Origin of the sequence: Streptomyces dengpaensis (assembly GCF_002946835.1) — a bacterium.
In the GTDB taxonomy this organism is placed as follows: domain Bacteria; phylum Actinomycetota; class Actinomycetes; order Streptomycetales; family Streptomycetaceae; genus Streptomyces; species Streptomyces dengpaensis.
On record NZ_CP026652.1, the window covers coordinates 4,704,932 to 4,730,897 of the forward strand.

Sequence of the window (25,966 nt, forward strand, 5' to 3'; positions counted from 1 at the left end):
TCCGTGGGGTGGGCCGCGCCGGTCGAGGGGACGGTAGAGGCACATGAGCACACCGAGTACCGGGCAGCCGCCCGGGGCCGTGTCATTGACCCGTACGAGCCCACGGGCGGGAGGGATGACGGCCCGGCCGCCGGTGCAGCGCACCGACAGCAACCCGGTGACCTCCCCACCGCCCGAGCACGACCTCGCCGTGCTCCGGCTGCCCGAGCTGCGGACGCTGCGCCGGGACGCCCAGCGGGACGAGGCCGATCTCAGCTATGTACGGCGGCTGCTCCAGGGACGTATCGACATCCTGCGGGCGGAACTGGCGCGCCGCGGGGAGCGCCGGGGGTCCGCCCCGGCCGCCGGGCAGCCGTCTCTCGACGCGTCCGGGGAGCCGTCGGTCGTCGAACGGCTCCCGGAGATCCTGACGGACGCGCCCGCCCGGCACCGTTCGTCGGCCCGCCATGTGACCGTGGGCACACCGCACGGCGAGGAGTACCGGCGGCTGGCCGCGGACATGCTCGCCGAGGTCGAGCTGTCGGACCTCGACGCCCGCACGGACGAGGAGCTGGGCGCCGGGATGGGGCGGCTCGTCCGGTACGAGCAGGAGGTCTCCCGCCGGCGCCAGCAGCTGCAGCGCACGGCCGACGACTGCAGTGCGGAGATCGCCCGGAGGTACCGAGAAGGGGAAGCACAAGTAGACGACCTGCTCATCTGACGCGGCTGCCCCGGGGGTTGCGGGGGGCGTTCTGAGGGGTGCGGGCTGCGGGCCAAGGGGTTTTCGCCCCCGCCGCCCCTACCCTCCCCCACTCTCGGCTTCTCCCAGTGCCTTAAGGGCCTGGGAGGTACCCCCAGAGCGGGGGGACCCCCATCGTCACCTGGGGGCTGCCGCCCCCAGGCCCCCGCTGTCGCGCTGCGCGCTCGTCCTCGAACGCCGGACGGGCTAAACCCGGGGGGCGAAAAAATCCCCGCGACACCCCCACCCTCGTACACCTAGCGTGGCGCCATGACGCCCCGCACGGATATCGACGTACGGCCGATCACCGAGGCCGAGACCCCGGACTGGACCCGCGCGCTGAACACCGGTTTCCTGCGATCCCCGGCCGTGTCGGACAGGGAGATCGCGGACCGGGGCTCCTACCTGATACCGGCCCGGACGCTGGGCGCGTTCGACGCCGGCCGATGCGTGGCGACCTTCCGCTCGTTCCCGCAGGAGCTCACCGCGGTGGGCGGCACCCCCGTCCCCGCGAACGCCATCTCGAACGTCACCGTCACCGCCACCCACCGCCGCCGCGGTCTCCTCACCCGCATGATGGCGGCCGACCTGGCCGCAGCGAAGGAGCGCGGTGACGTCGTCGCGACACTCATCGCGGCCGAGTACCCGATCTACGGCCGGTACGGCTTCGGCCCCGCCACCAGCACCGCCGAGTGGACCGTCGACGTAGCGCGCACGGGCCTGGACCGCCGCTGGTCCGGCCCCTCCGACGGTGGTCGTATCGACCTCGTGGACGGCGAGGACGTACGGAAGATCGGCCCTGAGCTGCACGAACGGTTCAGGCTCGCCCAGCCCGGCGCCGTCGGCCGCGACGAGCGCTGGTGGCAGGTCAACACCGGCGCACTGACCCTGGACCGGTCGCCGTGGACGGAGCCGTTCTACGCGGTGTACCGCTCCGCGGCCGGCGAGGTCGAGGGCCTGGTCTCGTACGAGGCGGACGACAACTGGGGCGATGCCAAGCAGCCGCTGAACACGGCGGACGTGAACTGGCTGATCGCGGTGACCCCGGAGGCCGAGCGCGCCCTGTGGCAGTACCTCTGCTCGATCGACTGGATCACCCGGGTCAAGACCGGCTGGCGGGCCCCCGACGACCTGCTGCCGCACTTCCTGCCCGATCCGCGCGCCGCCCGCATCACCACGCAGGCGGACTGGCTGTGGGTGCGGATCCTGGATGTCGTACGGGCCCTGGAGGCGCGTACGTACGGGGGGTCGGGCGGCCGCCTGGTCCTGGAGGTGACCGACCGGGCGGGGCTGTCGGCGGGGCGGTACCGGCTGGAGGCGGGGCCCGACGGCGCGTCCTGCGCGCCGACCACGCAGGACGCGCATCTCACCCTGGACATAGGCGAGTTGGGGGCACTGTGGCTGGGCGACGAGTCGGCGGTGCGGCTCGTCGCGCTGGGGCGGGTCCGGGAAGAACGAGCGGGCGCCGCCCTCGTGGCCGACGCCCTGCTGCGCACGTCCAGGCGACCGTGGTGCCCGGACATCTTCTGATCCTGACTTGGGCTGGGTGGTCCTCCTTCCGTGCGGGCGATGGCCGCTGATTCGTTGAGGCGTTGATCCGTAGCGATTCAGTTGTAGTGACGCGGTGGTGCATTCAGTTGCGGTGCTGCAGTGGTGCATTCAGTTGTGGCTGCGCATTCAGTTGTGGCTGTGCTGTGCGGTGGTGCGGGCTGACCGAGCTCCCGGCTCCCCTCCGGAAGGGAGCCCGGTCGGCCGGACTGCCGGACGGTGGAGTCCGTCAGCCGGACTGGGCGAGCAGCATCACGAGGATCACAGCTCCGATGCCGCCGATCACGGTGTTCTTGGCCTTGATGCCGATGGTCAGCGCGACGAACGCGATGATGCCCATCGGCCCGAACTTCCACTGGACGAGATGCTCGAATCCGATGGCGAGGGCGGCGACGGCGAGGGCGACGAGCGGCATGACGGTCCCTCCTTCGGGACGGGGAGGCGGACCCCCGCTGAGGACCGTCCGCCTGGTCGACCTGGGCCCTTTGGCTGTCAGGTGCGACGTCGGCGGCCAACCCCCGGGAAGTTTGACCATGTTGCGCAAGTTGGCTACCAACTCACTCTTACTTATCTCCGCGTTGGGTCGACTCATAACCACCTGTCCGGCAACTGCCCAAAGATGGCGGGAAGTTGTAGTGTTTGGTTGTGGACCCGGAGCACGCCGCCGTCAATGGGCGGAACAGGTCACCACGGCCACAGAAGTCACACCGAGAGGTGGCCGACGAGCTGCGCAGCCGGATCAGGTCCGGTCAGCTGCGGCCTGGCCAGCGCATGCCCACGCAGGCCAAGCTGGCGGACGAGTTCGGCGTCGAGCGCGGCGCCGTACGCCAGGCGCTGCGCATCCTGCAGTCGGAGCATCTGCTCGTCAATGTGTCCAAGGGAAGCCCCGCGACCGTCGCCCGCAATCCGGAAGGGCCGCTGACCGGGCCCGAAGCCCAGCCGCAGCCCACCACGGTGGCGCTCGGCGCGCGGATAACGGCCGCCTTCGCCGCCCCTCATGTGGAGATAGACGCGCTGTGTCTGACGTCGATCTCGCTGACCCTCGCCATGAGTGAGCCCCTGCGGCAGGTTCACGCGGGGCGAATAAAACCGGCCAGGGTCGACGTCCGCCTGTTGCTGCCCAGCAGCGACATCGATCTCGCCTTCCCGGCCGCGGTCGACTCCGCCGCCGCCGGCCGCCTGCAGCGCAACTGGCTGGCCAACCGCAACGCCCAGGGCCAGGTCCTGCGCCACAACCTGCTCGCCCTCCGGTCCACGCACGGCATCGACGTCAACGTCACCTTCCGCGCACTGCCCTTCACCCCGCCCGTGAAGCTGTATCTGCTCAACGGAGCCGAGGCCCTCTTCGCGTACTACACCCTCGCCAAACGCGAGGAGGAGATCGACGACACGCACCTGGAGATGTACGACGTCCAGGGCACGCAGTCCATGCTCTTCCCCTTCACCCAGGGCGCCGGACTGCGCGACACGACGTTTGTGGAACAGTCCCATCTCTGGTTCAACGCGCTGTGGGAGACCATCAGCTCGGAGCTGCTGCTTTCGCCAACGTGACCGAGTTGGCAACCAACTCTACCTGAGTTGTCCCAACTTGGCCGACGCTCATAAACAACTCGCAAACAACTCCCCGTAGATGGATAGCAGTTGTAACGTTTGGTCGTGACTCAGGAGAACGTGGCAGTGAACGGCAGCAGAAGGCTCTCGCCCCAGGAGATCGCCGACGTCCTGCGGGAGCGGATCCGCGTGGGAGACCTCAGGGCCGGCGACCGCCTGCCCACTCAGGCCGAGCTGGCAGAGGAGTTCGGCGTCGAGCGCGGCACCGTCCGCCAGGCCCTGCGCGCCCTCCAGAGCGACGGTCTCCTCAGCAACGTCAGCAAGGGCAGCCCGCCGCGGATCGCCGACGTCTCCCCCGTACGCGACGAACCCCAGCCGACGATGGTGGGCCTCGCGCCGCGCCTCACCGAGGCGTTCTCCGTGCCGCACGTGCGTATCGACGCGGCGTGCCTGACCGCGGAGACCCTGATGCTGACCCTCGGCGAACCGGTCCGGCAGATCCACGAGGGCAGGATCCGCCCCCAGTCGATCGACGTCCGCATCCTGCTGCCCTCCCGGGACATCACCCTCGCGTTCCCGGTCCCGGTGGAGCGCGGCGGCGAGGACGACCCCGTCCACCAGCGCTGGCTCGACCAGCGCAACGCCCAGGGCCACGTCCTGCGCCACAACCTCCAGTCCCTGCGCACCTCCCACGGCATCGACGTCCGCGTGACCTTCCGCGCCCTGCCGTTCACCCCGCCGGTGAAGCTGTACCTGCTCAACGAGTCGGAGGCGCTCATCGCGTACTACATGATCACCAAGCGTGAGGAGACCGTGGACAGCGGAGTCCTGGAGATGTACGACGCCCTCGGCTCCGCCTCCCTCCTCTTCTCCTTCGAGAAGCGGGCCGGCCAGCGGGACGCCGCCTTCGTGGAGCAATCCCAGAAGTGGTTCGACGCCCTCTGGGAAACCATCACCACGGACCTGACACTCTCCTAGTGACTTCTGATACGGCGCAGACTGAACCGGTGGCAGCGGACACGGCGAACCTGAGAGAAGTGATCAAGCGCGCCCGCTTCGTGCTCTTCGACTTCGACGGGCCGATCTGCCGGCTCTTCGCGGGGCATTCTGCGGAGGATGTGGCGAAGGATCTGGTCGAGTGGCTGGAGCGGCAGGGTATGCGGGGGCTGCTCACGGAGCGCGAGCGTGTCCACCCCGACCCGATGGTGGTGCTGTACGCGGTCAACCGGCGGCGTCCGCACAGCGATCTGGTGGCCGAGCTCGAGGAGCGGTTCACCCAGCAGGAACTCAAGGCGGTGGCCTCCGCCTGGCCCACTCCCTACGCTGATCCGCTGATACGGACCTGGAGTGCCGTCGGAGCCCGGCTGGCGATCACGACCAACAACTCCCCGCTCACCGCCGCCCGTTACCTCGCGAGCCGGGGTCTGTCCGCATGCTTCGCGCCCAACATCTACGGCCGCACCCAGAACCTGCACCACCTCAAGCCGGACCCGCACTGCCTCAACCGGGCCATGAACGCCCTGGGCGCCGCCCCATCGGCGTCGCTCATGATCGGCGACGCCGTCTCGGACTTCCACGCCGCCCGACAGGCCGGAGTTCCGTTCCTCGGCTACGCGCGTAACGAGGCCAAGGAGAAGGCGCTGCGCGAAGCGGGTGCCGAGGAAGTGGTGGGGTCGCTGGAACTGGTGCTGCGGGTGCTCAGAGGTCAGGCGTGAAGGCACAGCGCCAGAAGGACGACGGCGAGCCCTGCAGCCCACCAGCCCGGGTTGCTGTGGACCGTCCGTACGATCGCCCGCACCAGATGCCGTAGCAGCAACGGCATGAGGGCCAGCAGGAACAGTCCGGCGCCGGCTATCCCGAATTTCGTCTGCAACGTCTGGCTGACCCCGAATTCAAGGACAGCACCCACCAGTTGGAAGAAGATCACGTCCCCACCCCGTCCGCTTCAGCGAATCGATCAACTACCTGTCCAATTGGACTGGTTATCTTGAATTGTTTGTGCCCTGCCTGCTAGATCCCTTAACCGGCAGGCGACTTCTGGATATGCCATCCGCCAAATCCGGCCACCAATGTGACTGGAAGCGGTTTGCCCGAGGCCGGGGCGCGGTACGGTCGCGGTGTGAGCGAAGAACGCGGCGACGGAGGCGGAACCGAGTTCGAGCGTGTCCTGACGGCCCTGCGCACCCGCATAGCCGACGGCACGTACGCGCTGAACTCCCAGCTGCCGCCGCAGCGTGAACTCGCCGAGGAGTTCCAGGTGTCGCGCGACACCGTGCAGCGCGTCATGCGTGAGCTGAACAGCGAGGGCTGGATCAAGTCCCGTCAGGGCAGCGGTTCCAGGGTCGTGAAGCGGCCCACCCACCTGGAGAAGCCGAAGCAGGAAGTACCCAGGCGCGCCGCCCTGGGCACGTTCATCGCACGGGCTTTCGCTCAGCCGGTCGTGCAATTGGACGTGTTCACCCTCACGTCCGAGTCCCTGGACGCCCACATCCGGTTGCAGGCCGAGCGCATCCGGCTCGGAGAGATCCAGCCCGAGCGCATCGAGCTGCGCATGCTGCTGCCCTCGGAGTCGCTGGAGCTCCCGTATCCCCGCGCGAAGAGGCCGGCCGGGGAAGAAGGGCCGCCGCGGGAACCAGGCCAACCGGACCGGTTGCAGGAACGGCTTCGTGCCATCACGCGCCGGCACACGACCTCGTTGCGCGTCGCGCTGTACGATCTGCGCGCCGAGGGCCTGGTCCCGGAGGTCGAGGTGGAGATCAGGTACGTACCGCTGGCCGCGGCGTTCAAGCTGTACCTGCGCCCTGGCGTGGAGGCCCTGTTCGGGCCGTACGAAGTGGTGGAGCGGACCATCCTGCTGGACGATGGCACGGAGGTCGAGGCCAGGGACGTACTCGGGCTGGGTTCGACGTTGACCCGCCACGTCAACGACGAGGGTGATCCGGACTCCCCAGGGTCTGTGTTCATGGAGAGCATGCAGGCCTGGTTCAACTCCTGCTGGGATCTCCTCGCCGAGACCCCCTGAAATCCCGTCGGGAACCAGGGGACTTCGACCCGCGCACGCTCACGGGTGGTTTCCCTTGCCGGTCGGTATCGAAAGCTGGAGTCCGTCGGTCCGTCCTCGAGGAGGGGCACTAGGGTGTGCTCACCTTTCTCGCGGCGCATGAAGATCAGCGGCGATGCACAACTATTCAGGGGTGACTCGTGGGCGTTCCACCCATGCCCGGTACGCCCGCTCCGGCAAGGGCGGCGGACACCGAGTACGGCAGCTTCGTCCGCTATGCCCGTGCCTTGGGGTCATTCGGCCGAGGACACCACAACCTGAACTACATGGTGCGGCCGCTGACCGAAGGGCATTCCAGTCTGCTGGAGAGCGAGAACGGGCAGCCGGTCACGGTGCGGGAGCCGATCCCCTCGGCGCTGCCGGTGGTCATCAGGACCTGGCAGGACGAGGCGGAGCTCCTCAACAGGATCCGTCGCTTTCTCCCTCACGTGCCCCAATGCCTGGTCAAGCGCGGGGACATGACCATCCTCAGCTATGTGGAGGGGGTACCGCTCTCCAGCATCCGCCCGAACGGCAAGCCGGTCGACTCCGACCTGATCGCCGCTCTCGCGGGTCTCTTCGCGGACATGACGCAGGTGCGCAGACAGCATCTGCCGCCCCTGCCGCCGTCCTGGCCGCGCTCCAGCAGGAACAGCAGAGCCTTCCTGATGGCGCTGGCGTACGCGGCGGACGAGCAGATCCGGCAGCGCAACTGGGGGGAGTTCGGCGGCCTGTTCGCGATGCTGGGCATCCCGGAAGACGCGCTGGTGCGGTTCGCCGAACGGGTCCCGGCGCTCATCAGACGCCCCTTCAGCCTCCTCCACACCGACCTCCACCGGGACAACGTGATCGTCTCCTATCACGGTGACCCACCCCTGATCTGCGTCGACTGGGAGCTGGCGTCCTTCGGCGATCCGCTGCACGACCTCGCCACGCACCTGGTGCGGATGCAGTATCCCGTCGACCAGTGGCCCGAGGTGATCGAGGCATGGCGTGCGGCCATGGGCAGCCGGCGCAGCAATGCCGTCGACGGCCTCGACCGGGACCTGAAGCACTACCTCGCCTTCGAGCGCGCCCAGTCCGTCTACCCGGATGTGATGCGTGCCGCCACCTCGCTCGGCGACTCCTTCGACCAGCGCGATCTGGATGCCGCGACGCAAGAGGTGCACCGGGCGCTGGCGGCGGCGGAGCAGCCGTTGCGGCTCAAGAAGGTGCCGGACGAGCGCGAGATCGAGCGCACGCTGTACCGGTGGAACGAGTCCCACGGGGTGAAGGCGAGCAGTGAGAGGTCCGTCTTCCAGATCGTCTGGCACCACGATCCGCGGGTCCCGGAACATCCGGAGTTTCCCGGGACGGCCGTGAGCAATGCGCTGTTCGAGGAGGGTGCCGCCTCCGCGGACCATGTGTTCAAGGGGACGGCGCATCTCAATACGGCGGTCCGCGTGCCCGGCGTCGAGTTCACGGTCATGGTCCGCCGGAAGGTGGGCTCGGTGAATCCCCGGGAACGCCGTTTCCTCAACGAGCACGCCGTCCTCAGGGCGATCGAGGGCGCAAACGTTCCTGTGCGGGCCCCGCGCGTGCTGGCCCTGGGCATCAGCGGCCTGCGGGAACCCTTCACCATCCACTCCTACGAGGGGCCGGCGGACGGCATCAGGCCCCCCGAGCACCCCGAGAACGGGCTCCGGCCGCACGAGGCGGACGATCTCGTGGACCAGCTCGCCGCCCTGACCCGTGTCGGCTGCGAAAACCTGGGTCCCGACGAAAACCTGGGTCCGGACACGGGCCTGGATTTCTACTGGGAGCTGCAGTACGAGCTGGTCCGCATGGTCAATGAACTTCCCAAGGCAACGACGGAAGTGGCCCGCGAACTCGGCCTGCCCAGCAGCCACCGGCTGCTCGAGATCCTCGAACGGCACACCGTGGTTCCGCGCCAGCCGGTGCTCCTGCACGGCGACCTCAATCCGTGGAACCTGGTACGCCGGGAGGGCGGTGGCCTGACCCTCATCGACTGGGAGATGGCGATGGTCGGGGATCCGTTGTACGACCTGGTCCGTCATATGCATCTCACCCCGACCCGTGCCGAGATCCGCGAGCGCATGTTCGCCCGCTGGTACCGCCTGCTGCCGGAGGAGTACACGAAGGGCTGGAACCAGGACTGGCGCGTCTACCGCTGGATGGAGGTCGTCCGCTCGGCCTATGTGGACCTGGACCGTCTGGTGACCGGGGACAGCCTGGAGGCCCCCAACGTCCGCCGTGCGGTGGACACGTACGCGATGACCCTGGCCGCGGCCACGGCCGCGCTGGGACTTCCCAAGAGGTCGAAGGCGCCGGCGAACCCCTATCTTGCCCGCGCCCTGATGCACCGGGACGATGGAGACCAACGGACGGCTGGGGTCTCCGCGGACGTGTGACCTGCCGCGCGGGGCCCTCCGGCATGGGGGAGGGCCCGGCGGATGTCTGGTGCGGGGAGCAGATCCGGCAGGTCGGTGGACGGCGGTGTGGGCGAGCACCTGAAGCGGTTCCAGGAGCGCTATGAGCCGCTGTTCACGCGGGCCCTGCTGATGGCGATCTTCGTCACCGGGCTGGTCGCCCAGTTCGTGAAGCCCGTGGGTGACGCCGTGGAGGACAAGGCGTTCCTCGGCGGCGCCCTGCTCAGCCTGGTCGGCTATGTGCTGTACGGCACGATCAAGGATCTGGCCATGTCGCTCCGGCGGCCACCGCGCGTCCAGGTCGAGTCGCGCGAGCTGGGCAGCTTCGTGAACGAGGCGTTCCGGGCTCGGGAGGTGGAGATCAGCTTCCTCGGCTACACCGGGGAGACGCTCTGCAACGAGCTGTTTCACCGGCTGGAGAAGCTCCTCGAGGATCCCGGACCGACCAGGCTCGTCTCCGTCAGAGTGCTGATCCCGGACTTCGATCAGCCGATGACCGTGCCGTCGCGGGTGGGAGCGGACGATGCCCCGGTGGACGACCCCGACTTCCGCAGGCGCCTGGAGCTGAAGTGCCAGGAGTACGACGAGACGCTGTCAGGAATCGGGGAGCGTCTCAACGCCTTGGGGCGCGTGAGCGCGGAATGCGAGTACCGCGTGTACCCCGGCATACCGAGGGACAAGATCTGCATCTTCAACCGGGAACAGGTACTCCACGGTCTCTACAACGTGGCGGCCCGCACCATGCTGCGCAGTGCGGGGCCCGAGTTCTACGACCCCAAGGGCTACCGCACCGACCTCAGCGTCTGGTCCCGCGGAGCCGGCGACGACGCCAAGGCGATCGTCGCCACCTGGAACAAGCATCTCGACGACTTGTGGAACCTGTCGATGAAGCCGAGCTGGCGGCGCGGGCCCTCAGCCTGAGCGAGGCCGCGGTGCCGTCCGGCCCTCACACCTTCAGCACCACCTTCCCCACCAGCTCCCGCCCCTCAATGGCCGCATGCGCCTCCCCCGCCCCTTCCAGCGGAAACACCTCGCCGATCAGCGGCCGCATCCGCCCCGCCGCGGCTTCCGTGAGGGCGGCGGAGGTGAAGCGGCGCAGGTCGTCGGGGCCGAACTGGACGTCGCCGATGCCGAGGAGCGTGATGTCGCGGCGGGCTGCTTCGGCCGGGTCGACGGGGGAGAAGCCCCCGGTGGGGGCGCCGTGGGCCGAGAAGCGGCCGCCGTCGGCGGTCAACGGGAAGGCGGCGGCGCCGAGTTGGCCGCCCACGCCGTCCAGGACGACATCGGCGGCCTCCTCCCGCCCGCCGAGGGCGTGGCGGGCGGCCGCCGGCCAGTCGTCGCGCGTGGCGTCGATCGCCGCGTCCGCGCCCAACTCCCGTACCAGAGCAAGCTTCGCGGCCCCCCGGGCCACCCCGACCACGCGCGCCCCGCGGGCGTGGGCCAGCTGGATCAGGAGCGTGCCCATGCCTCCGGAGGCGCCGAGGACGAGGACGCGGTCGGTGGCGCGGATGCCGGTCAGTTCGAGGAGGCCGGAGGCGGTGACGCCGTCGTGGACCAGGGCGGCGGCGTGCAGGAGGTCCACGGAGTCCGGTACGACCGACAGGGCCGAGGCCGGGGCCACCGCCCGCTCCGCGTAGCCGCCCGTCACGAAGGAGATGACCCGGCGCCCCAGCCACTCGGCGGGGGCGTCCGGGCCCAGGGCACTGACCACGCCCGCTACGCCGCTCCCGGGGACGTACGGAGGCGTCACCGGGAAGTACTCCCGGCCCCAGCCCGCCCGCACCTGGGTCTCCACGAAGATCGTGTCCGCGTACGCCACGTCGATCACGACCTCGCCGGACGCCGGGACCGGGTCCGGGACCTCCACCGGAACGAGAACCTCCGGGCCGCCGAACGCCTTCACCTGTGCTGCTCGCATGGGGCACTCCTGAACCAGTAGTGGTGACGGACGCCAGTCTTCGACCTCAAGCTCGGTCGAGGTCAAGCGCCGTCTTCCCGCGTCCTGCGCGGTGCGTACGCTCGGGACCATGAGCGACTCGGCGAGCAATACGGCTAGTGACGCGGCTGACAGCGGCGGGATCGGGCTGCGCGAGCGCAAGAAGCAGCGGATGTACCAAGCCGTCTCCGACATCGCGATCGGACTCTTCCTGGAGAAGGGCTTCGACGCCGTCTCCGTCGCCGAGATCTCCAAGCCGACCGTTTCTGAAGACTGAGCGGGAGTGTGTCCTGTTACCAGGACCGGTGCTCAGCCGTGTGCACGCCCTCTGCCCTGGTGAGTCATCTGGATCAGATGACTCACCTGAGTCACCAGGGAAGCGGCCGCCCGTCCTGGAAGAAGCCGCCCGTGGGGCCGTCGTCCGGGAGGGTCGCCGCCCAGATGACGCTCGCGGCGCCCTCCTCGACCGGACGGCCGCCCGCTCCGCCCATGTCCGTGGCGACCCAGCCCGGGCAGACGGAGTTCACCAGGATCCCGTCGGGGCTCAGCTCGGCGGCGAGCATGCGGGTGAGGGCGTTGAGGGCCACCTTTGTGGTGGAGTACGCCGGGGTGCCGCCCTCCATGCCCGCGAGCGACGCGATCTCGCTGGAGACGTTCACGACGCGCGGGTGCTCGCTCGCGCGCAGGAGCGGGAGCAGCGCCTGCGTCAGCCGCCAGGGACCGTACAGATTCGTCTCGGCCGCCTCGCGTACGACGTCCAGGTCGGCGTTGGCCGCCTGCTGCCGGGTGTCGTACGCGATGGCGGCGTTGTTGATCAGGACGTCGAGGGCGTCGATGTCCCGCGCGGCCGCGGCGATGTCGGCCTCGGACGTGACGTCCAGGCGGAGAGGGTGCGCGTTCGGCCCGAGGGCCTTGGCCGCGTCGGCGGCGGCCTCGGCGGAACGGGCGGTCAGCAGGACGGTGTGGCCGGCGGCGGTCAGCTGCCGTGCGACTTCGCGGCCGAGACCGCGGTTGGCGCCGGTGACGAGCGCGATCATTTCGGTGCTCCAGTGGGCGTCGCTGCGGGGGTCAGGAGGGGGATCAGCTGTTCCTCCTCGTAGGTCAGATGGGCTTCGAGTTCGGTCGAGAGCCGGTCTACCTCGGAGCGTACGTGGCTGGGGTCCGCGTCCTCCGTAGCGACAGCCTGGCGCAGCTCTTCGAGCAGCTCCGCGATCCGCTCGTGCTCCTCGCGCAGCCGGTCCAGGGTCGGGGCGAGGTCGGGGTGGCGGTCGGCGAGGAGCGGGAAGATGCCGAGGTCCTCGCCGGTGTGGTGGTTGTGCAGGCCCTGGCAGAGGGTGAGGCAGTTGACGCGGAGCTGGGCGCCGAGGGGGGTGCCGGTGGTGCCGGTGGCCGTGAACTCCTCGCGGATCAAGGCGAGTTCACGCCGGAACGCGTCGTGGACCACCTTCAGGTACTCCGCCATCGAGCCGGCGTTCACCTGCGGCGGGCCGTCCTGCGGGATCCTGTGGAGGGCGACGACCGGGATCACGCGGTCCGTCTTCGCCTGGTACTCGGCCCATCCCGGGTCGGCCTCCACCGCGCGGGCGAACGCGGCGTCACGTTCGGCGCGTTCGAGGACGACGGCCTTTGCCTCGTAGGTGAAGACGCCGTCCTCGACGGTCAACCGGGGGTTCGCGACCAGGTTGTGGAACCAGTCGGGGTGCTGGGGCGCGCCACCGGCCGACGCGATGACGAGCACCCGCTCGCCGCCGTCGGGGTAGTAGCCGACGGGGGTCGTGTGCGGGGTCCCCTTCCGCGCGCCGGTGGTCGTCAGCAGGAGCAGTCGCGCTCCCTCGAAATAACCACCTACGCGCCCGCCGTTGGCCCGGAATTCCTCGATGACCTGCTGATTAAAGGTGTTGGGCATTCTCTGCTTTCTTGTGTTTTCGGGCAGCGTGAATTACCGCGCGGCCAATGCTGTGCAAGGGCGGCCCGCGGTGCGGAATGCGATGCGTGAAGGCGCGTGGAATCCCGAAAGGGGGGCGCGCAAGGAAGTCGTACGGGGGCGTCGACCGCAGATGGCGCACACAGGCGGCGCATCTGGATGGCGTACGCGGACGTCGCACGAGGATGCGTACGCGGACGTCGTACGCGGAAAGGGCAGGCGGGGCTCTATCCCGCCGCGGCCTCACTCGGAGGCCGGGCAACCAACTCGCTCACGGCACAGGGCCGACCCGGCAGTCATGGGCGTAACGCTAATGCCATGTACGGCACTTATGCAATGGGGTATTTCAAGCCCGAGTGATTTCAGGCGTCCAGGGCGGCGACTTCCAATTCGCTGAGGCGGTCCTGGTCGGCGATGACGTTGATTTCGGTGATGCGGTCGTCGTCCGTGAAGGTGAAGGTGAGGACCAGGCGCAGGCGGCCGAGGGGAGCCATGACCAGGCCGACCGCTCCGTCGAGGAGGGCGAGGCCCGTGAAGCGGGCGCGACCGGTGGGCGACGAGTGGCACGACGCCGTACAGTTCGGCCTCCTCCGGGAGGAGTGGACACCCGGGGGCTGACCGGCGCTGCTGGACCGTGGCCGGGCGGGTGCTTGGCTGCTGGACCATGGGCTGGCCGGTGCTCGGCTGGTGGGCCGCTGACGTCCGTTCGAAGCGCGGCTATGGTGCGACTGTGACCGGTTTTGTGCAGCGTCCACTTCTCTTCCTCGATGTCGATGGACCGCTGATTCCGTTCGGGGCAGGGCCGGAGCTGTATCCACACGGATATCCGACGTACCGGACGGGCCCGCGTCCTCAGGCGGCGGAGGCGAATCCGCTGCTGGCCAGGATCAATCCCGCCCATGGGCCCCGGCTCGCGGCGCTGGCGTGTGATCTCGTGTGGGCCACGACCTGGATGGCTGACGCGAACGAATGCGTCGCACCATTGATCGGCTTGCCGCAATTGCCCTTGGTGGTCTGGCCGGACCCGTCCGACGAGGATGAGCGGGGTGGGCTTCATTGGAAGACCCGCCCGCTCGTCGACTGGGCCGTCGGCCGTGCTTTTGTCCGGGTCGACGACGAGATCACCGACGCCGACCGCGCCTGGGTGGCCGCACACCACCCAGCGCGAGCCCTTCTCCATCGTGTGGACCACCGTCACGGTCTCAGGGACGCGGACTTCGCTGCCCTCGAAGAGTGGTTGGCCGACTGGTCGCCGGTTCCGAGGTGGAGGACAGCAGCTGCAAGTGAGGACAGCGGCTGTCAGTGGTGAGCGCTCCCGGTCGGCTTCCCCGCCTGCGACCGGGTGTGTGCCTTCCGTATGTCACAGACGTCCGGGGCTGTCTCGTCTGTGGGGTGAGAGCCGATTCCGGAAGCGGGAAGGTGATGGTTGTGCGGGTGTTCGTGGCAGGCGGGGCCGGGGTTTTGGGGCGGCGGCTGGTGCCGCGGCTCGTGGCCGGGGGCCATCAGGTGACGGCTACGACGACGAGCGCGGCCAAGCTGGGCCTGCTGGAGGGGCTGGGCGCAGATGGCGTCGTGATGGACGGGCTGGACGCGGCGTCGGTCGGTGAGGCGGTGGCCGCGGCACGGCCGGACGCGATCGTGCACCAGATGACCGCCATCTCCATGGCGCACGCCGGCAAGCCCGACATGAGGCACATGGACCGGTGGTTCGCCACCACCAACCGGCTGCGCGCCGAGGGGACGGACCACTTGCTGGCCGCCGCCGAGGCGACCGGCGTATCCCACGTCGTCGCGCAGAGCGCCGCCATCAACAACGGGATCCGCAAGGGCGGATGGGTGAAGACCGAGGAAGACCCGCTGGAGCCGGCGACGGGGACGCCGATGAGCGAGGGGGCGGCGGCGATCCGCCACCTCGAGGACGTGGTCGTCAAGGCCGGCGGCGCGGTCCTGCGCTACGGCGGGTTCTACGGACCGGGCGCCACCGACGACCAGGTCGAGCTCGTGCGCAAGCGGCAGTTCCCGCTCGTCGGCGGCGGAACCGGCTACATCTCGTGGGTGCATCTCGACGACGCGGCGAGCGCCACCGTCCTGGCGCTGGAGCAGAAGGCTAGGGGCGTGTTCAACATCGTCGACGACGAACCGGCCCCGGTCAGCGAGTGGCTGCCGTATCTGGCCGCGTGCGCGGGGGCGAAGCGGCCGATGCGGGTCCCCAAGTGGCTGGCCCGCCTGCTGGCCGGGGAGGTGGTGGTGGCGATGATGACCGAGGGGCGCGGCTTCTCCAACGCCAAGGCCAAGCGGGAGCTCGGCTGGGAGCCGCGCTATCCGTCGTGGCGCCAGGGCTTCAAGGAAGAGCTGGCGTGACCCGGACCGAAGAGTTCGAGGAGCTGCGACCGCTGCTGTTCGCGATCGCCTACCGGATCCTCGGCAGCGTGAGCGAGGCCGAGGACGCCGTCCAGGAGACCTGGCTGCGCTACGGGGCCTCCCCGGCACAGCCCAGGTCGACCAAGGCCTACCTCTCGGCCGTGGTCACCCGGATCGCGATCGACGTCCTGCGGTCGGCCCGCGTCCGGCGGGAGGAGTACGTCGGGCCGTGGTTCCCCGAGCCGCTGCTGACCGACCCCTACGAGGACCCGGAGCGCTCGGCGGAGCTGGCCGACTCCTTGTCGATGGCGGCGCTGCTCCTCCTCGAGCGGCTGACCCCGCTCGAGCGGGCGGTCTTCGTGCTGCGGGAAGTGTTCGGGTTCGGCTTCCCGGAGATCGCGTCGGCGGTGGGGCGCTCGGAGGCGGCGTGCCGCCAACTCGCGGTGCGGGCGCGCCGACACATGGACGCGGGCAGGCCCCGGTTCGAGGCCGACCGCAAGGAGCGCGAGGAACTCGCCGAGCGATTCTTCGACGCCTTCAGGGAAGGGGACGTCGACGGGCTGCGGGAGCTCCTCGCCGCAGACGTGTCCCTGGTCGGCGACGGCGGCGGCAAGGCCCCGCAGTTCGCAAGCGCCGTCATCGGCGCCGACAACGTGGCCCGGGTGCTCGCCGCGCTCGTCCCGCCGTTCGACCGGATCGGCGTCGTAGCGGAACCCCATCAGGTGAACGGCCAGCCGGGCGCGATCTTCCGCGACCGGGACGGCAAGGTCATCAGCACCCTGGTTCTCGACGTACTCGAGGGGCGGATCCAGACGATCCGCTCGGTGATCAGCCCCGACAAGCTCGGGCACGTCGGTCCGGTGGCGGACGTCTGGGCGCTCAAACGCGAGGCGAACCAGGCTCGTCGGCCACAGCCTGACCGGAGGAGCTGACCGCGCTCCGGACCGCCGGACCGCCGGTATTGCCGTACGCGGCGCGTCACCGCTTCGTGGCTCTCCCGCTTCGGCGACGCCACCCGGCTGGCCGAGCGCTACCGGACCGGCCGGGTGCTGCTGGAGCTCGGCCACCTGCCCAAGTGGTTCGGCCCTGCCGCCGGCTGAGCGCGCGGTTGTGGCCCGAAAGGGTGGGTGGGCTGTCGTGATCGCGTGAGACGGGACACGACAGGTGTCCTGCACATACGACACCTATCGTCCTCAGGCGTCCTGTCCCCGCTGGGTGTGGGCATGGTGAGGCTCTGACCTGCGGTGCCTACGGTTGAGTGGGACGAACGTGCTCCTCCCAGTCCCGCTCAACCGTAGGCAGCGCCTCGAGGGTGTGCATCGAGGGAAGTCCGCTGATCGGCCCGCAGGTGTCTGCCCCTGCAGACGAAGTTGAGCGCGATAACGCTCGATCGCCCTGATCCGCTGGCTCCGGCGGCGTTGATGCCTGCTGCTAGCGTCGTGCGCCGCAAGCTCGCTGGTTCTTAACCGACTTCCGGTGCGGCGCACGAGAAGTCGTACGCAGCCCAGTCGGTGAGCGTGCGATAGCCGAGGCGTTGGTAGAGGGCGTTGCTGGTGGGGTTGGACAGGTCCGCGAACAGCACGACATCCCTCGCGCCCGCGGCCAGCGCGGCCCGGCTCGCCTCCACCGTCACGGCGCCCGCGTAGCCGCGACCGCGTAGGTGGGCCGGGGTGTAGACGATGTCCACCTGGATCTGGCCGCCGACCATCGGGTTCATGCCCGCGATGGAGACGGGAGTGCCGTCGGGGGTCTCCCAGAGCGTATAGCGCTTGTCGGCGAAGCGTGTGTCGGCCCAGGAGCCGGCGTCTATGGAGACGACTTCCCCGACGGCCTTGGCGAACTCGCCGCACCAGAACATGACTTGCTCAAGGTCCTGCTCGCCCAGGATGCGGCCCCGGCCCGCCGGCAGCGGCTCCGGTGGGGTGAGCGTGCCGAGGCGGTACAGACGGAGCCGCGTGTCGCGGAGTCTCGGCGTCGCGCCGGTGTGCCGCTGCCAGGCCTCGGCGAAAGCGGTGGCGGTGCTGTGGTCCGCGCTGACGGAGGGAAGGGAGTGCCCGAGGGCGGCCAGGCGGGCGGCGAGGGTGTCGGCCTGCTCGGGCGTGAGCGGCGTGAGGCCCAGTGCGCGGGGCGGGAGGCGGTAGAAGGTGGCGTGGACCTCGCCCGCTCGCTCCAGCACGCCGAAGACGGGGGCTTGGGTGCCGAACGCGTCCGCCCCGCGCGCTCGCAGTCTCGCGGCCCACGTCAGCGGCATGACGTGCAGGCCGGGCCGCGAGCGCAGGAAGTCTCCGGCTCGGACGAGAAAGTCGTCGACGTCTTCGGTGAGGTACCAGTCATCCGGTCGCATGCTTCATGATTCCCCATGCTGTAGAAGTCCCCAACGGTTTTCCGTCAGGGCGAGGAAGCAGACGGTGGGCCTCAGAACCAGGCCGGGTCCAGCGGAGGGCAGGTTGTCGCTCAGTTCGTCCGGGCCCCGCTCACTTCACCAGGCAGATCCAGTGGGAAGCCGCAGGTATACCGGGGAACGGACACAGCGTGGCGCACTTTTGCAAGCGAGTGCTTGCAATTGTTAGCGGGAGTGCGGCAAGGTGGGGGCATGGCATCGCTCAACGTCGGCAATCTTGGTGAGTATCTGCGGGAACAGCGGCGCAGCGCGCAGCTGTCGCTGCGGCAGCTCGCCGATGCCGCCGGCGTGTCCAATCCGTATCTGAGCCAGATCGAGCGCGGGCTGCGCAAGCCGAGCGCGGAGGTGCTGCAGCAGGTCGCCAAGGCCCTGCGGATCTCCGCCGAGACGCTGTACGTGCGGGCCGGCATCCTCGACGCCGAGCGGGACCGGGACGAGGTGGAGACGCGCGCCGCCATCCTCGCGGATCCCACGCTGAACGAGCGGCAGAAGCAGGTGCTGCTCCAGATCTACGAGTCCTTCCGCAAGGAGAACGGGTTCGAGATCGCCCAGGCGGGCGAGGGCGCTCACGGGGCCGAGGCGCCCGGCACCGAGGCGCCCGGCACCGACGCACATGGCGACGGCACGCGCACCGCCGGCCCCGGCATACGTACGGACCAGGACATACCGGACCCCGCCGCCTCCGGCCCCCGCACGGCCGACGGCAGCGACGCCGATCCGCAGCAGACCGCCAGTTGACCAGCACGCCAGAACGACCGCCGACCGGCCGGTCTCGCCGCTGATCACCAAAACCCTCAGCTGAACGCGAATACCGGAGGACCATCGCCATGGCCATCACCGACGACATCCGCAAGGCCGCCACGGACCCGACGCCCCTCTACTTCCTCGCCGGCAGTGCCGACCTGGCCGTCCAGCAGGCCAAGAAGGTCCCCGGCATCGTGGAGCAGATCCGCGCCGAGGCCCCGGCGCGCATCGAGACCGTGAAGAACATCGACCCGAACGCCGTCCAGGAGAAGGCCACCGCCCGCGCCAAGGAGGCACAGGAGACCATCCAGGCCAAGGTGACGGAGTTCATCAGCACCCTCGACGCGGACATCAAGAAGCTCGGCACCACCCTGGACTCCGACCTGAAGAAGCTCGGTGAGTCCGCTCAGGACTTCGCCCTGCGCGGTGTCGGCGTCGCCGCCGAGTACGCCGTGAAGGCCCGGGAGACGTACGAGAAGGTCGCCGAGCACGGCGAGCAGACCGTGAAGACCTGGCGCGGCGAGGCCGCCGAGGAGATCGAGGAACTGGCCGTCGCCGTCGAGCCGAAGGCCGAGCCGGACGAGGCCGAGGCCGAGGAGACGCCGGCCCAGACCGCCGCCGAGCCCGCCCCGGCCAGGAAGGTCACCGCGAAGAAGGCCCCGGCCAGGAAGGTCACGGCGAAGAAGACCACGCCGCCGGCGAAGTAGACGAAGCGGTGGAACGGGCCCGGCACCCCTGGGGTTCCCGGCCCGTTCTACGGGTACGGTGGCCGCGTAGGAGTCGGCAGGAACGGGCGGTGGACAGCATGATGATGTTGGGCTTCGCGGGGTTCATGGGCATCTTGAAGATCGTCCTCATGGCCCTCGCCGCGTTCGGGCTGTTCGACGCCGCGTTCCGGCGCGACGACGCGTTCCGTGCCGCGGACAAGCAGAACAAGATGTTCTGGCTGCTCATCCTCGGTATCGCCCTCGTGGTGAGCTACCTGTTCTCGATCCTGTCGTTTCTGCCGGTCATCGGCGTCATCGCGAGCATCGTCTACATCGTGGACGTACGCCCCGCGCTGAAGCAGGTCTCCGGCGGCGGGGGCGGCCGCCGCGGCTCCAGCAGCGACGGACCGTACGGGCCGTACAACGGCGGACGCTGAGCCCATCCGGCCCATGGCCCACCCGGCCCACCCGGGAAAGCCGGACCTGACGCGCGCACGGTAAGGCCACCCGGAAAACCCGTCCGGATAGCCACTACGGGAAGCCTGACCCGGCCGCGTACGGCGCTTACGGCCTCCTGTCCAGCAACAGCACCGCCACGTCGTCTGTCAGCTCCCCGCCGTTGAGCTCGCGCACCTCGTTCACCGCCGCGCGCAGCAGCTCCTCGCCCTGGAGGCCCTGGACCAGCTGGCGGCGGACCATGTCCACCATGCCGTCCTGGCCGAGGCGCTCCCGGCCGTCGCCGACGTGTCCCTCGATCAGACCGTCGGTGTAGAGCATCAGGCTCCAGGCGGCGCCCAGCTCCACCTGCATGCGCGGCCAGCGGGCGTGCGGCAGCAGGCCGAGCGCGGGGCCGTTGTTGTCGTACGGCAGCAGTTCGGCCGGCCGGCCCGGGCGGGCGATCAGCGGGGACGGGTGGCCGGCCAGGCAGAGCCCGGCGCGGCGGCCGTCCGGTGCGATGTCCACGGTGCAGAGCGTCGCGAAGATCTCTTCGTTGTCGCGCTCGTGCTCCAGGACCTGCTGGAGCGTCGAGAGCAGCTCGTCGCCGCACAGGCCCGCGAAGGTCAGCGCGCGCCAGGCGATACGCAGCTCCACGCCGAGCGCCGCCTCGTCGGGCCCGTGCCCGCAGACGTCGCCGATCATCGCGTGCACGGTGCCGTCGGGCGTACGGACGGTGTCGTAGAAGTCGCCGCCGAGCAGCGCGCGGGAGCGGCCCGGGCGGTAGCGCGCGGCGAAGCGCAGCGGAGAGCCGTCCAGGAGGGGGGTCGGCAGCAGCCCGCGCTCCAGGCGAGCGTTCTCCTGGGCGTGCAGCCTGGACTCGGTGAGCCGTCGCTCGGCCGTGTCGGAACGTTTCCTCTCCACCGCGTAGCGGATCGCGCGGCTCAGCAGCCGGCCGTCCAGCTCCTCGCGGACAAGGTAGTCCTGGGCGCCGACGCGCACCGCCTCCGCGCCCCGCTCGGAGTCCCCGGACGCGGTGAGCGCGAGGACGGCGTGCCGGGGCGCGAGCCGCAGCACGTGCTTGAGCGTGGTCAGCTCGTCGTTGCTGTCGGTGGCCCGGCCGGGCGCCGGAAGCGCGAGGTCGAGCAGGATGCAGTGGACGTCGTCGGTGAGCAGCCGCTCGGCCTCGGTGAGGTTGCGGGCGGTACGGATACGGATCGGTTTGCCCGCGGCGTCGAGCATCTCGGGCACGCTGAGCAAACCGCCAGGGTCGTCTTCTATGACCAGCAGGGTCAGGCTGGTGGTGCTGTCTGTCAGGGCCGAGGCGCGGGGCACCGATGCTGCCCCGGTCGGACCGTCGGTCGAGGCTCCGGAGGGGCCGCCGGGTGAGAACGCGCCTTGAGCCTGAACACTCTCCGCGGCCGGGATCGCTCGCTGCCGAGGTACGGGTACGGGCATCGTCTGGGTCTTCCTTCCCTCCCCCCGAGGGCGTGGCGGGGCGAAGGACCTCGACCCACCGACGGGGACCATAGCGGCAGCCGGTGCCGCAATGGAATGGCACGCGGCACGGCGTCTGGCAATCGGCCACTGTCATATGCCGCATCCTGTACCGCACTTGGACAGGTTGCGGGCTCCCCCGGGATGACGAACGTCACGTCCCCGGGGTTGCCTGGGGAAGGCAACCGTGTGCTCCATCACGTGCTGTGGGTCACGCGGGGGTACGCCGCTGCCGCCCCCGCGTGTGAGGCGTCACGCGTCCGGCCGTACGACCCCCAGGATCGGCATCGAACCCGCCCCCGCGATCGTCACCGTCCGACCCGGCCGGGGGGCGTGGACGATCGCGCCGTCGCCCACGTACATCCCGACATGGCTGGCGTCGTCGAAGTAGATGATCAGGTCGCCGGGGCGCATGTCCTTGATGTCGACGCGGTCGAGCTGCTTCCACTGTTCCTGCGAGGTGCGGGGGATGGCCTGTCCGGCAGACGCCCAGGCCTGGGAGGTCAGCCCCGAGCAGTCGTACGACCCCGGGCCCTCGGCGCCCCACACGTACGGCTTGCCGACCTGCTTGGTCGCGTACTTCACGGCCCGCTTGCCCTGCTCGGACGCCCTGCCGTTGATCTCCGCGAGGACTCCGGAGCTCAGCCAGGCGGTCTGCGCCTGGTAGGCGGCCTCCTCCTCCAGCTTCGCCAGCCGCTCCTTCTCGTCCTTCTCCAGCTGGGATTCCAGCTTCTCGGCGGCGGCGATCCGCTCCTTGATCTTCTTCTTGGCCTCGGCCTTGGCCTTGCGGTTGGCCTCCAGCTTCTTCCATTGCGCGGAGGCGTCCTTCGCGTACTGCTTCAAGTCCTGCTGGGTGCGCGCCATCTCGGCGAGCAGCCCCTTGGTCGCGTGTTCGCCCTGCCGCGCGCGGCCCGCGCCGTCCAGGAACTCCTGCGGGTCGTCGGTCAGCCACAGCTGGGCCTCGGGCGGCAGCCCGCCGCCGCGGTACTGCGCGCGGGCCGCGGCGCCCGCACGGTCCTTCAAATCGTCCAGCTTCGCCTGGCCCTTGACGATCTCGCGGGCCAGATCGACGATCTCGGCGGACTGCTTCTGGGCCTTCTCCTCCGCCGCGTTGTACGCGTCCGTGGCCACCGCCGCCTCGCGGTAGAGCTTGTCCAGCTTCTTGCGGACCGCTTCAATTTCCTTGTTGCTCACGGGCGTCGGCGTCGGCGTCGGCGTTGGTGCTGTCGGCGTTGTCGGAGCGGGTGTCCGGGGCGTTGTCGGCGTCGCGTTCGCGTACGCCACGCCGGGTGTTGCCAGCACCGCGCAGGCGCATGCGCAGGCCAGGGCCATGGCCATCGTGGTCAGGCTCCGCTTGCCGGATCCCATTGCTCTGCCCCCAAACTGATTTACCGTCAGTAACTTACGCACACCTGGGGGATCGTGCCATGTCGGCGCGCAAGGCGACAGAGGCGGGCAAGAACTCCCTTCCCCCAGGCCCGCTTCGGCATGTCGATCTCATCCCCCCGGCTGTGTGACGTGCGACTCACCACGATCGTTCCCCGCGGGTCACGCGTCGGCGGTGCCCAGGCCGCTTCCGCCGGCCGCGCGTTGGTGGTCTGCCGGCCGCTTCCGCCGGTCGCGTCCCACTGCCGTCCGCGACCGGTGCGTAGGCGGGCCACGCCCGCTGCCGCTCGGCCGGCAGGTACCGGCGGCGGGTCACGTCCGGGGCGCCAACGCCTCCCAGCGCAGCGTGACTTCGCCCTGCCGCCAGCGCGTCTCCCCGTCCGTCACCGGCCAGTGGGCCGCCAGGTCGCGGACCGTGCGTATCCAGCGCTGCCGTGCGCCGTACGCGGCGTAGGGCGCGGCGGCCGCCCAGGCGCGGTCGAAGTCGCGCAGGAAGGCGTGCACGGGCTCGCCCGGGACGTTGCGGTGGATGAGGGCCTTCGGCAGGCGTTCGGCGAGGTCGGACGGGCGGTCCAGGGAGCCGAGGCGGGTGGCGAAGGTGACCGTGCGCGGGCCCTCCGGGCCGAGGGCGACCCAGACGTGCCGGCGGCCGATCTCGTCGCACGTGCCCTCGACGAGCAGACCGCCCCGGGAGCCCGGGCCCACCGGTGCGAGGCGTGCGCACAGGCGCCGCCAGACCTCGGCGACCTGGTCCTCGTCGTACTGGCGCAGCACGTTCGCCGCGCGGATGAGGGTCGGGCTGCCCTGCACCGGCACTTCGAATCCGCCGTGCCGGAAGACGAGGCCCTCGCGCTCGTACGGCCGCGCGGCGGCGACCCGGGCCGGTTCGATCTCGACGCCCACCACGTGCGTGCGGGGAGCGGAGGTGCGCAGCCGTGTCAGCAGCTCGACCGCCGTCCAGGGCGCGGCGCCGTATCCGAGGTCGACCGCCACCGGGGCGCCGGCGCGGCGCAGTTCGGCGCCGTGCGTCGCGGCGATCCAGCGGTCCATGCGACGCAGGCGGTTGGGGTTCGTGGTCCCGCGCGTCACCGTACCCACGATGGGGGTGCCCCCGCTCGAGCGAAGCCGAGAGTGGGGGAGGGACGCTGCGCGGGTTGTCATGCGTACGAGAGTAGGCGGCTCCGGCGAGGGCCGTGCGCGCCTGTGGATAACCTCCGGGCCGCCCAGCTGCGCCTGTGGAAAACGGGCCGCGCCCGCAAGTCGACGCCCCTCGCCATCGAACGGTTGAGCGACCAGCGGTAATGATTCGGCAAAGATGATCAAAGAGGAAATGGAGCGGCCACCTCCGGCGTTCCCTCCTCTGGAGGGCTCCCGGTGCCCTCTGGTCGGCATGCCCGCAGCGAGAGGACCGCCACGTGAGCCAGTACGTCAGCAGGCTCGGGCGTCGCTCCCCGACGGCGTCCGCACGGCTCAGGCTGCACCGCAGGCCCCGTCGTGTAGCGATGCTCTCCGTCCACACCTCGCCGCTGCACCAGCCCGGCACGGGCGACGCGGGCGGCATGAACGTCTACATCGTGGAGCTCGCCCAGCGCCTCGCCGCGATCAACATCGAGGTCGAGATCTTCACGCGGGCCACCACAGCCGCCCTGCCGCCGACCGTCGAGCTCGCTCCCGGCGTCCTCGTCCGGCACGTCGACGCCGGCCCCTACGAAGGTCTCGCCAAGGAGGACCTGCCCGCCCAGCTGTGCGCCTTCACCCACGGCGTCATGCAGGCCTGGGCCGGTCACCGCCCCGGCTACTACGACCTCGTGCACTCCCACTACTGGCTCTCCGGCCAGGTCGGCTGGCTCGCCGCCGAGCGCTGGGGCACGCCCCTGGTGCACGCGATGCACACCATGGCCAAGGTCAAGAACGCCGCGCTCGCCGAGGGCGACACGCCCGAACCCGCCGCCCGCGTCATCGGCGAGACCCAGATCGTGCGCGCCGCCGACCGCCTCATCGCCAACACCGCCGAAGAGGCCGGCGAACTCGTACGCCACTACGAGGCCGACCCCGGCAAGGTCGCCGTCGTCCACCCGGGCGTGAACCTGGACCGCTTCCGCCCGGCCGACGGCCGCGCCGCCGCCCGCGCCCGCCTCGGACTCCCGCAGGACGCCCTGATCCCCCTCTTCGCGGGCCGGATACAGCCCCTGAAGGCCCCCGACGTGCTGCTGCGCGCGGTCGCCGTCCTGCTCGACCAGCGCCCCGAGCTGCGCGGCAACATCGTCGTCCCCGTAGTGGGCGGTCCCAGCGGCAGCGGCCTCGCCAAGCCCGAGGGGCTGCAGAAGCTCGCCGCGCGGCTCGGTATCGCCGACGTCGTACGCTTCCGGCCGCCCGTCAGGCAGGAGCAGCTCGCGGACTGGTTCCGGGCGGCGTCGGTGCTGGTCATGCCCTCGTACAGCGAGTCCTTCGGCCTGGTCGCCATCGAGGCGCAGGCGGCCGGTACGCCGGTGCTCGCGGCCGAGGTCGGCGGGTTGTCGGTCGCCGTGCGCGACCGGGAGACCGGCTTCCTCGTCCCCGGGCACAATCCCGTCGACTACGCGCGCGTGCTGCGCGATTTCGCGGACGACGAGACGCTCCCGGCCCGGATGGGCGCGGCCGCCGCGCGCCACGCGGAGCGTTTCGGCTGGGACACCGCGGCCGCGGCGACGGCGGACGTGTACACGGCGGCGATGCAGGCCCACCGGCGTCGCGTACCCTCCCTCCATGGCTGACGTACAGCAGGCGGCACAGGTCATCGAGGGGGTCCTCAAGGACGCCGAGCTCGAGTGGGAAAGCCCGGAGCCCGGCCACTACGTGGTGAAGCTCCCAGGCACCCGCAAGCTGTCGACGACGGTCTCACTGATCGTCGGCAGGCACTCCCTGTCGCTCAACGCCTTCGTGATCCGCCACCCGGACGAGAACGAACCGGGAGTGCACCGCTGGCTCCTGGAGCGCAACCTCAAGCTGTACGGGGTGAGTTACGCGGTCGATCCCCTCGGCGACATCTATGTGACCGGAAAACTGCCGCTGGCCGCCGTCACCCCCGACGAGATCGACCGGCTGCTCGGCTCGGTCCTGGAAGCCGCCGACGGCTCGTTCAACACCCTCCTTGAGCTCGGTTTCGCCTCCGCGATCCGCAAGGAGTACGCCTGGCGGGTGTCCCGGGGCGAGTCGACCCGCAACCTCGACGCGTTCACTCACCTGACCCAACGCCCCGCCAACTGACCTCCGGCACAGCGTGATTGGCCCTTGCGCATCCCCGTCCCGG

General features: G+C 70.1%; 27 protein-coding genes and 1 pseudogene. 17 read left to right on the forward strand and 11 right to left on the reverse strand.

Annotation, left to right across the window (positions count from 1 at the left end):
* Positions 1 to 43: 43 nt before the first annotated feature.
* Together C4B68_RS21845 and C4B68_RS21850 are read left to right on the forward strand one after the other, a co-directional pair.
* Positions 44 to 700 carry an RsiG family protein gene (locus C4B68_RS21845; protein WP_099503670.1) on the forward strand — a complete coding sequence of 219 codons (657 nt, stop codon included), beginning with the start codon at positions 44 to 46 and terminating at the stop codon, positions 698 to 700.
* 288 nt (positions 701 to 988) lie between these two features.
* The gene (locus C4B68_RS21850) at positions 989 to 2,248 is read left to right on the forward strand and encodes a GNAT family N-acetyltransferase (RefSeq protein ID WP_099503668.1); all 1,260 of its coding nucleotides are present in this window, start codon (positions 989 to 991) and stop codon (positions 2,246 to 2,248) included.
* A 247-nt stretch (positions 2,249 to 2,495) separates the two neighbouring features.
* Here the strand turns inward: C4B68_RS21850 and C4B68_RS21855 are convergent, their stop codons facing one another.
* Complete coding sequence (locus C4B68_RS21855) at positions 2,496 to 2,681, reverse strand: hypothetical protein (RefSeq protein WP_099503666.1); 186 nt, start codon at positions 2,679 to 2,681, stop codon at positions 2,496 to 2,498.
* A gap of 224 nt (positions 2,682 to 2,905) precedes the next feature.
* On the opposite strand from C4B68_RS21855, the gene C4B68_RS21860 reads away from it, so the two are divergent.
* From C4B68_RS21860 to C4B68_RS21870, 3 genes are all read left to right on the forward strand, one after another.
* Positions 2,906 to 3,817 carry a winged helix-turn-helix domain-containing protein gene (locus C4B68_RS21860; protein WP_099503664.1) on the forward strand — a complete coding sequence of 304 codons (912 nt, stop codon included), beginning with the start codon at positions 2,906 to 2,908 and terminating at the stop codon, positions 3,815 to 3,817.
* Positions 3,818 to 3,916: 99 nt separating this feature from the next.
* A complete protein-coding gene (locus tag C4B68_RS21865; RefSeq protein WP_099503662.1) occupies positions 3,917 to 4,795 on the forward strand; it encodes a GntR family transcriptional regulator in 879 nt (292 codons plus the stop codon).
* On the forward strand, positions 4,744 to 5,532 hold the full coding sequence (locus C4B68_RS21870; protein WP_099503660.1) for an HAD family hydrolase: 789 nt from the start codon (positions 4,744 to 4,746) through the stop codon (positions 5,530 to 5,532). Before C4B68_RS21865 ends, C4B68_RS21870 begins: the two co-directional genes overlap by 52 nt.
* On the opposite strand, the gene C4B68_RS21875 is transcribed toward C4B68_RS21870, so the two are convergent.
* Positions 5,523 to 5,744: a hypothetical protein gene (locus tag C4B68_RS21875; protein ID WP_099503658.1), complete on the reverse strand. Its 222-nt coding sequence runs from the start codon at positions 5,742 to 5,744 to the stop codon at positions 5,523 to 5,525. The two genes, C4B68_RS21870 and C4B68_RS21875, sit on opposite strands and share 10 nt — an antisense overlap.
* A gap of 192 nt (positions 5,745 to 5,936) precedes the next feature.
* On the opposite strand from C4B68_RS21875, the gene C4B68_RS21880 reads away from it, so the two are divergent.
* From C4B68_RS21880 to C4B68_RS21890, 3 genes are all read left to right on the forward strand, one after another.
* A complete protein-coding gene (locus C4B68_RS21880) occupies positions 5,937 to 6,839 on the forward strand; it encodes a winged helix-turn-helix domain-containing protein (RefSeq protein ID WP_099503787.1) in 903 nt (300 codons plus the stop codon).
* A 194-nt stretch (positions 6,840 to 7,033) separates the two neighbouring features.
* The gene (locus C4B68_RS21885) at positions 7,034 to 9,268 is read left to right on the forward strand and encodes an aminoglycoside phosphotransferase family protein (protein ID WP_373682244.1); all 2,235 of its coding nucleotides are present in this window, start codon (positions 7,034 to 7,036) and stop codon (positions 9,266 to 9,268) included.
* An 87-nt stretch (positions 9,269 to 9,355) separates the two neighbouring features.
* On the forward strand, positions 9,356 to 10,207 hold the full coding sequence (locus tag C4B68_RS21890) for a hypothetical protein (RefSeq protein WP_240634432.1): 852 nt from the start codon (positions 9,356 to 9,358) through the stop codon (positions 10,205 to 10,207).
* A 25-nt stretch (positions 10,208 to 10,232) separates the two neighbouring features.
* Here the strand turns inward: C4B68_RS21890 and C4B68_RS21895 are convergent, their stop codons facing one another.
* Positions 10,233 to 11,204 carry a zinc-binding dehydrogenase gene (locus C4B68_RS21895; RefSeq protein ID WP_099503652.1) on the reverse strand — a complete coding sequence of 324 codons (972 nt, stop codon included), beginning with the start codon at positions 11,202 to 11,204 and terminating at the stop codon, positions 10,233 to 10,235.
* Between the two features lie 109 nt (positions 11,205 to 11,313).
* Between C4B68_RS21895 and C4B68_RS21900 the strand changes: the two are divergent.
* Positions 11,314 to 11,487 (forward strand): annotated as a pseudogene (locus C4B68_RS21900) (TetR family transcriptional regulator); the annotation flags it as partial.
* A gap of 103 nt (positions 11,488 to 11,590) precedes the next feature.
* On the opposite strand, the gene C4B68_RS21905 reads toward C4B68_RS21900, so the two are convergent.
* The 3 genes from C4B68_RS21905 to C4B68_RS44100 all read right to left on the reverse strand — a co-directional run bounded on the left by C4B68_RS21905 (position 11,591) and on the right by C4B68_RS44100 (position 13,640).
* A complete protein-coding gene (locus C4B68_RS21905) occupies positions 11,591 to 12,259 on the reverse strand; it encodes an SDR family NAD(P)-dependent oxidoreductase (RefSeq protein ID WP_099503650.1) in 669 nt (222 codons plus the stop codon).
* Positions 12,256 to 13,128: a nitroreductase/quinone reductase family protein gene (locus C4B68_RS21910; protein ID WP_099503648.1), complete on the reverse strand. Its 873-nt coding sequence runs from the start codon at positions 13,126 to 13,128 to the stop codon at positions 12,256 to 12,258. Before C4B68_RS21910 ends, C4B68_RS21905 begins: the two co-directional genes overlap by 4 nt.
* Positions 13,129 to 13,508: 380 nt before the next feature.
* Entirely contained in the window at positions 13,509 to 13,640 is a 132-nt protein-coding gene (locus C4B68_RS44100; protein ID WP_257217425.1) for a hypothetical protein, read from the reverse strand.
* Between the two features lie 236 nt (positions 13,641 to 13,876).
* Here C4B68_RS44100 and C4B68_RS21920 point away from each other — a divergent pair, with 236 nt between their 5' ends.
* The 3 genes from C4B68_RS21920 (at position 13,877) to C4B68_RS21930 (ending at position 16,439) form a co-directional block, all read left to right on the forward strand.
* Positions 13,877 to 14,455: an HAD domain-containing protein gene (locus C4B68_RS21920; RefSeq protein ID WP_240634728.1), complete on the forward strand. Its 579-nt coding sequence runs from the start codon at positions 13,877 to 13,879 to the stop codon at positions 14,453 to 14,455.
* 113 nt (positions 14,456 to 14,568) lie between these two features.
* Positions 14,569 to 15,507 carry an NAD-dependent epimerase/dehydratase family protein gene (locus C4B68_RS21925; protein ID WP_099503646.1) on the forward strand — a complete coding sequence of 313 codons (939 nt, stop codon included), beginning with the start codon at positions 14,569 to 14,571 and terminating at the stop codon, positions 15,505 to 15,507.
* Positions 15,504 to 16,439, forward strand: a complete 936-nt coding sequence (locus tag C4B68_RS21930) for an RNA polymerase sigma-70 factor (RefSeq protein WP_099503644.1) — start codon at positions 15,504 to 15,506, stop codon at positions 16,437 to 16,439. The genes C4B68_RS21925 and C4B68_RS21930 overlap by 4 nt, the downstream gene beginning before the upstream one ends.
* Positions 16,440 to 16,969: 530 nt before the next feature.
* Here C4B68_RS21930 and C4B68_RS21935 read toward each other — a convergent pair.
* The gene (locus C4B68_RS21935) at positions 16,970 to 17,851 is read right to left on the reverse strand and encodes a GNAT family N-acetyltransferase (RefSeq protein ID WP_099503643.1); all 882 of its coding nucleotides are present in this window, start codon (positions 17,849 to 17,851) and stop codon (positions 16,970 to 16,972) included.
* Positions 17,852 to 18,100: 249 nt separating this feature from the next.
* On the opposite strand from C4B68_RS21935, the gene C4B68_RS21940 reads away from it, so the two are divergent.
* From C4B68_RS21940 to C4B68_RS21950, 3 genes are all read left to right on the forward strand, one after another.
* Positions 18,101 to 18,646, forward strand: coding sequence for a helix-turn-helix domain-containing protein (locus C4B68_RS21940; protein WP_099503641.1), 546 nt, complete (start codon positions 18,101 to 18,103; stop codon positions 18,644 to 18,646).
* Between the two features lie 89 nt (positions 18,647 to 18,735).
* Complete coding sequence (locus C4B68_RS21945) at positions 18,736 to 19,359, forward strand: hypothetical protein (RefSeq protein ID WP_099503639.1); 624 nt, start codon at positions 18,736 to 18,738, stop codon at positions 19,357 to 19,359.
* A gap of 98 nt (positions 19,360 to 19,457) precedes the next feature.
* Entirely contained in the window at positions 19,458 to 19,796 is a 339-nt protein-coding gene (locus tag C4B68_RS21950; RefSeq protein ID WP_167459320.1) for a DUF2516 family protein, read from the forward strand.
* 127 nt (positions 19,797 to 19,923) lie between these two features.
* Here the strand turns inward: C4B68_RS21950 and C4B68_RS21955 are convergent, their stop codons facing one another.
* From C4B68_RS21955 to C4B68_RS21965, 4 genes are all read right to left on the reverse strand, one after another.
* Complete coding sequence (locus C4B68_RS21955) at positions 19,924 to 21,252, reverse strand: PP2C family protein-serine/threonine phosphatase (protein WP_099503635.1); 1,329 nt, start codon at positions 21,250 to 21,252, stop codon at positions 19,924 to 19,926.
* Between the two features lie 291 nt (positions 21,253 to 21,543).
* Positions 21,544 to 22,485 (reverse strand): C40 family peptidase, encoded by a 942-nt coding sequence (locus tag C4B68_RS21960; protein WP_240634433.1) that lies wholly within the window; start codon positions 22,483 to 22,485, stop codon positions 21,544 to 21,546.
* Entirely contained in the window at positions 22,466 to 22,606 is a 141-nt protein-coding gene (locus C4B68_RS43415) for a hypothetical protein (RefSeq protein WP_240634434.1), read from the reverse strand. The genes C4B68_RS21960 and C4B68_RS43415 overlap by 20 nt, the downstream gene beginning before the upstream one ends.
* 383 nt (positions 22,607 to 22,989) lie before the next feature.
* Positions 22,990 to 23,775 carry a class I SAM-dependent methyltransferase gene (locus C4B68_RS21965; RefSeq protein WP_180289320.1) on the reverse strand — a complete coding sequence of 262 codons (786 nt, stop codon included), beginning with the start codon at positions 23,773 to 23,775 and terminating at the stop codon, positions 22,990 to 22,992.
* 317 nt (positions 23,776 to 24,092) lie between these two features.
* On the opposite strand from C4B68_RS21965, the gene mshA reads away from it, so the two are divergent.
* Both mshA and C4B68_RS21975 read left to right on the forward strand, forming a co-directional pair.
* Positions 24,093 to 25,430 (forward strand): D-inositol-3-phosphate glycosyltransferase, encoded by a 1,338-nt coding sequence (mshA, locus tag C4B68_RS21970; RefSeq protein WP_099503631.1) that lies wholly within the window; start codon positions 24,093 to 24,095, stop codon positions 25,428 to 25,430.
* Entirely contained in the window at positions 25,423 to 25,923 is a 501-nt protein-coding gene (locus tag C4B68_RS21975; protein WP_099503629.1) for a type III secretion system chaperone family protein, read from the forward strand. Before mshA ends, C4B68_RS21975 begins: the two co-directional genes overlap by 8 nt.
* Positions 25,924 to 25,966 lie beyond the last annotated feature (43 nt).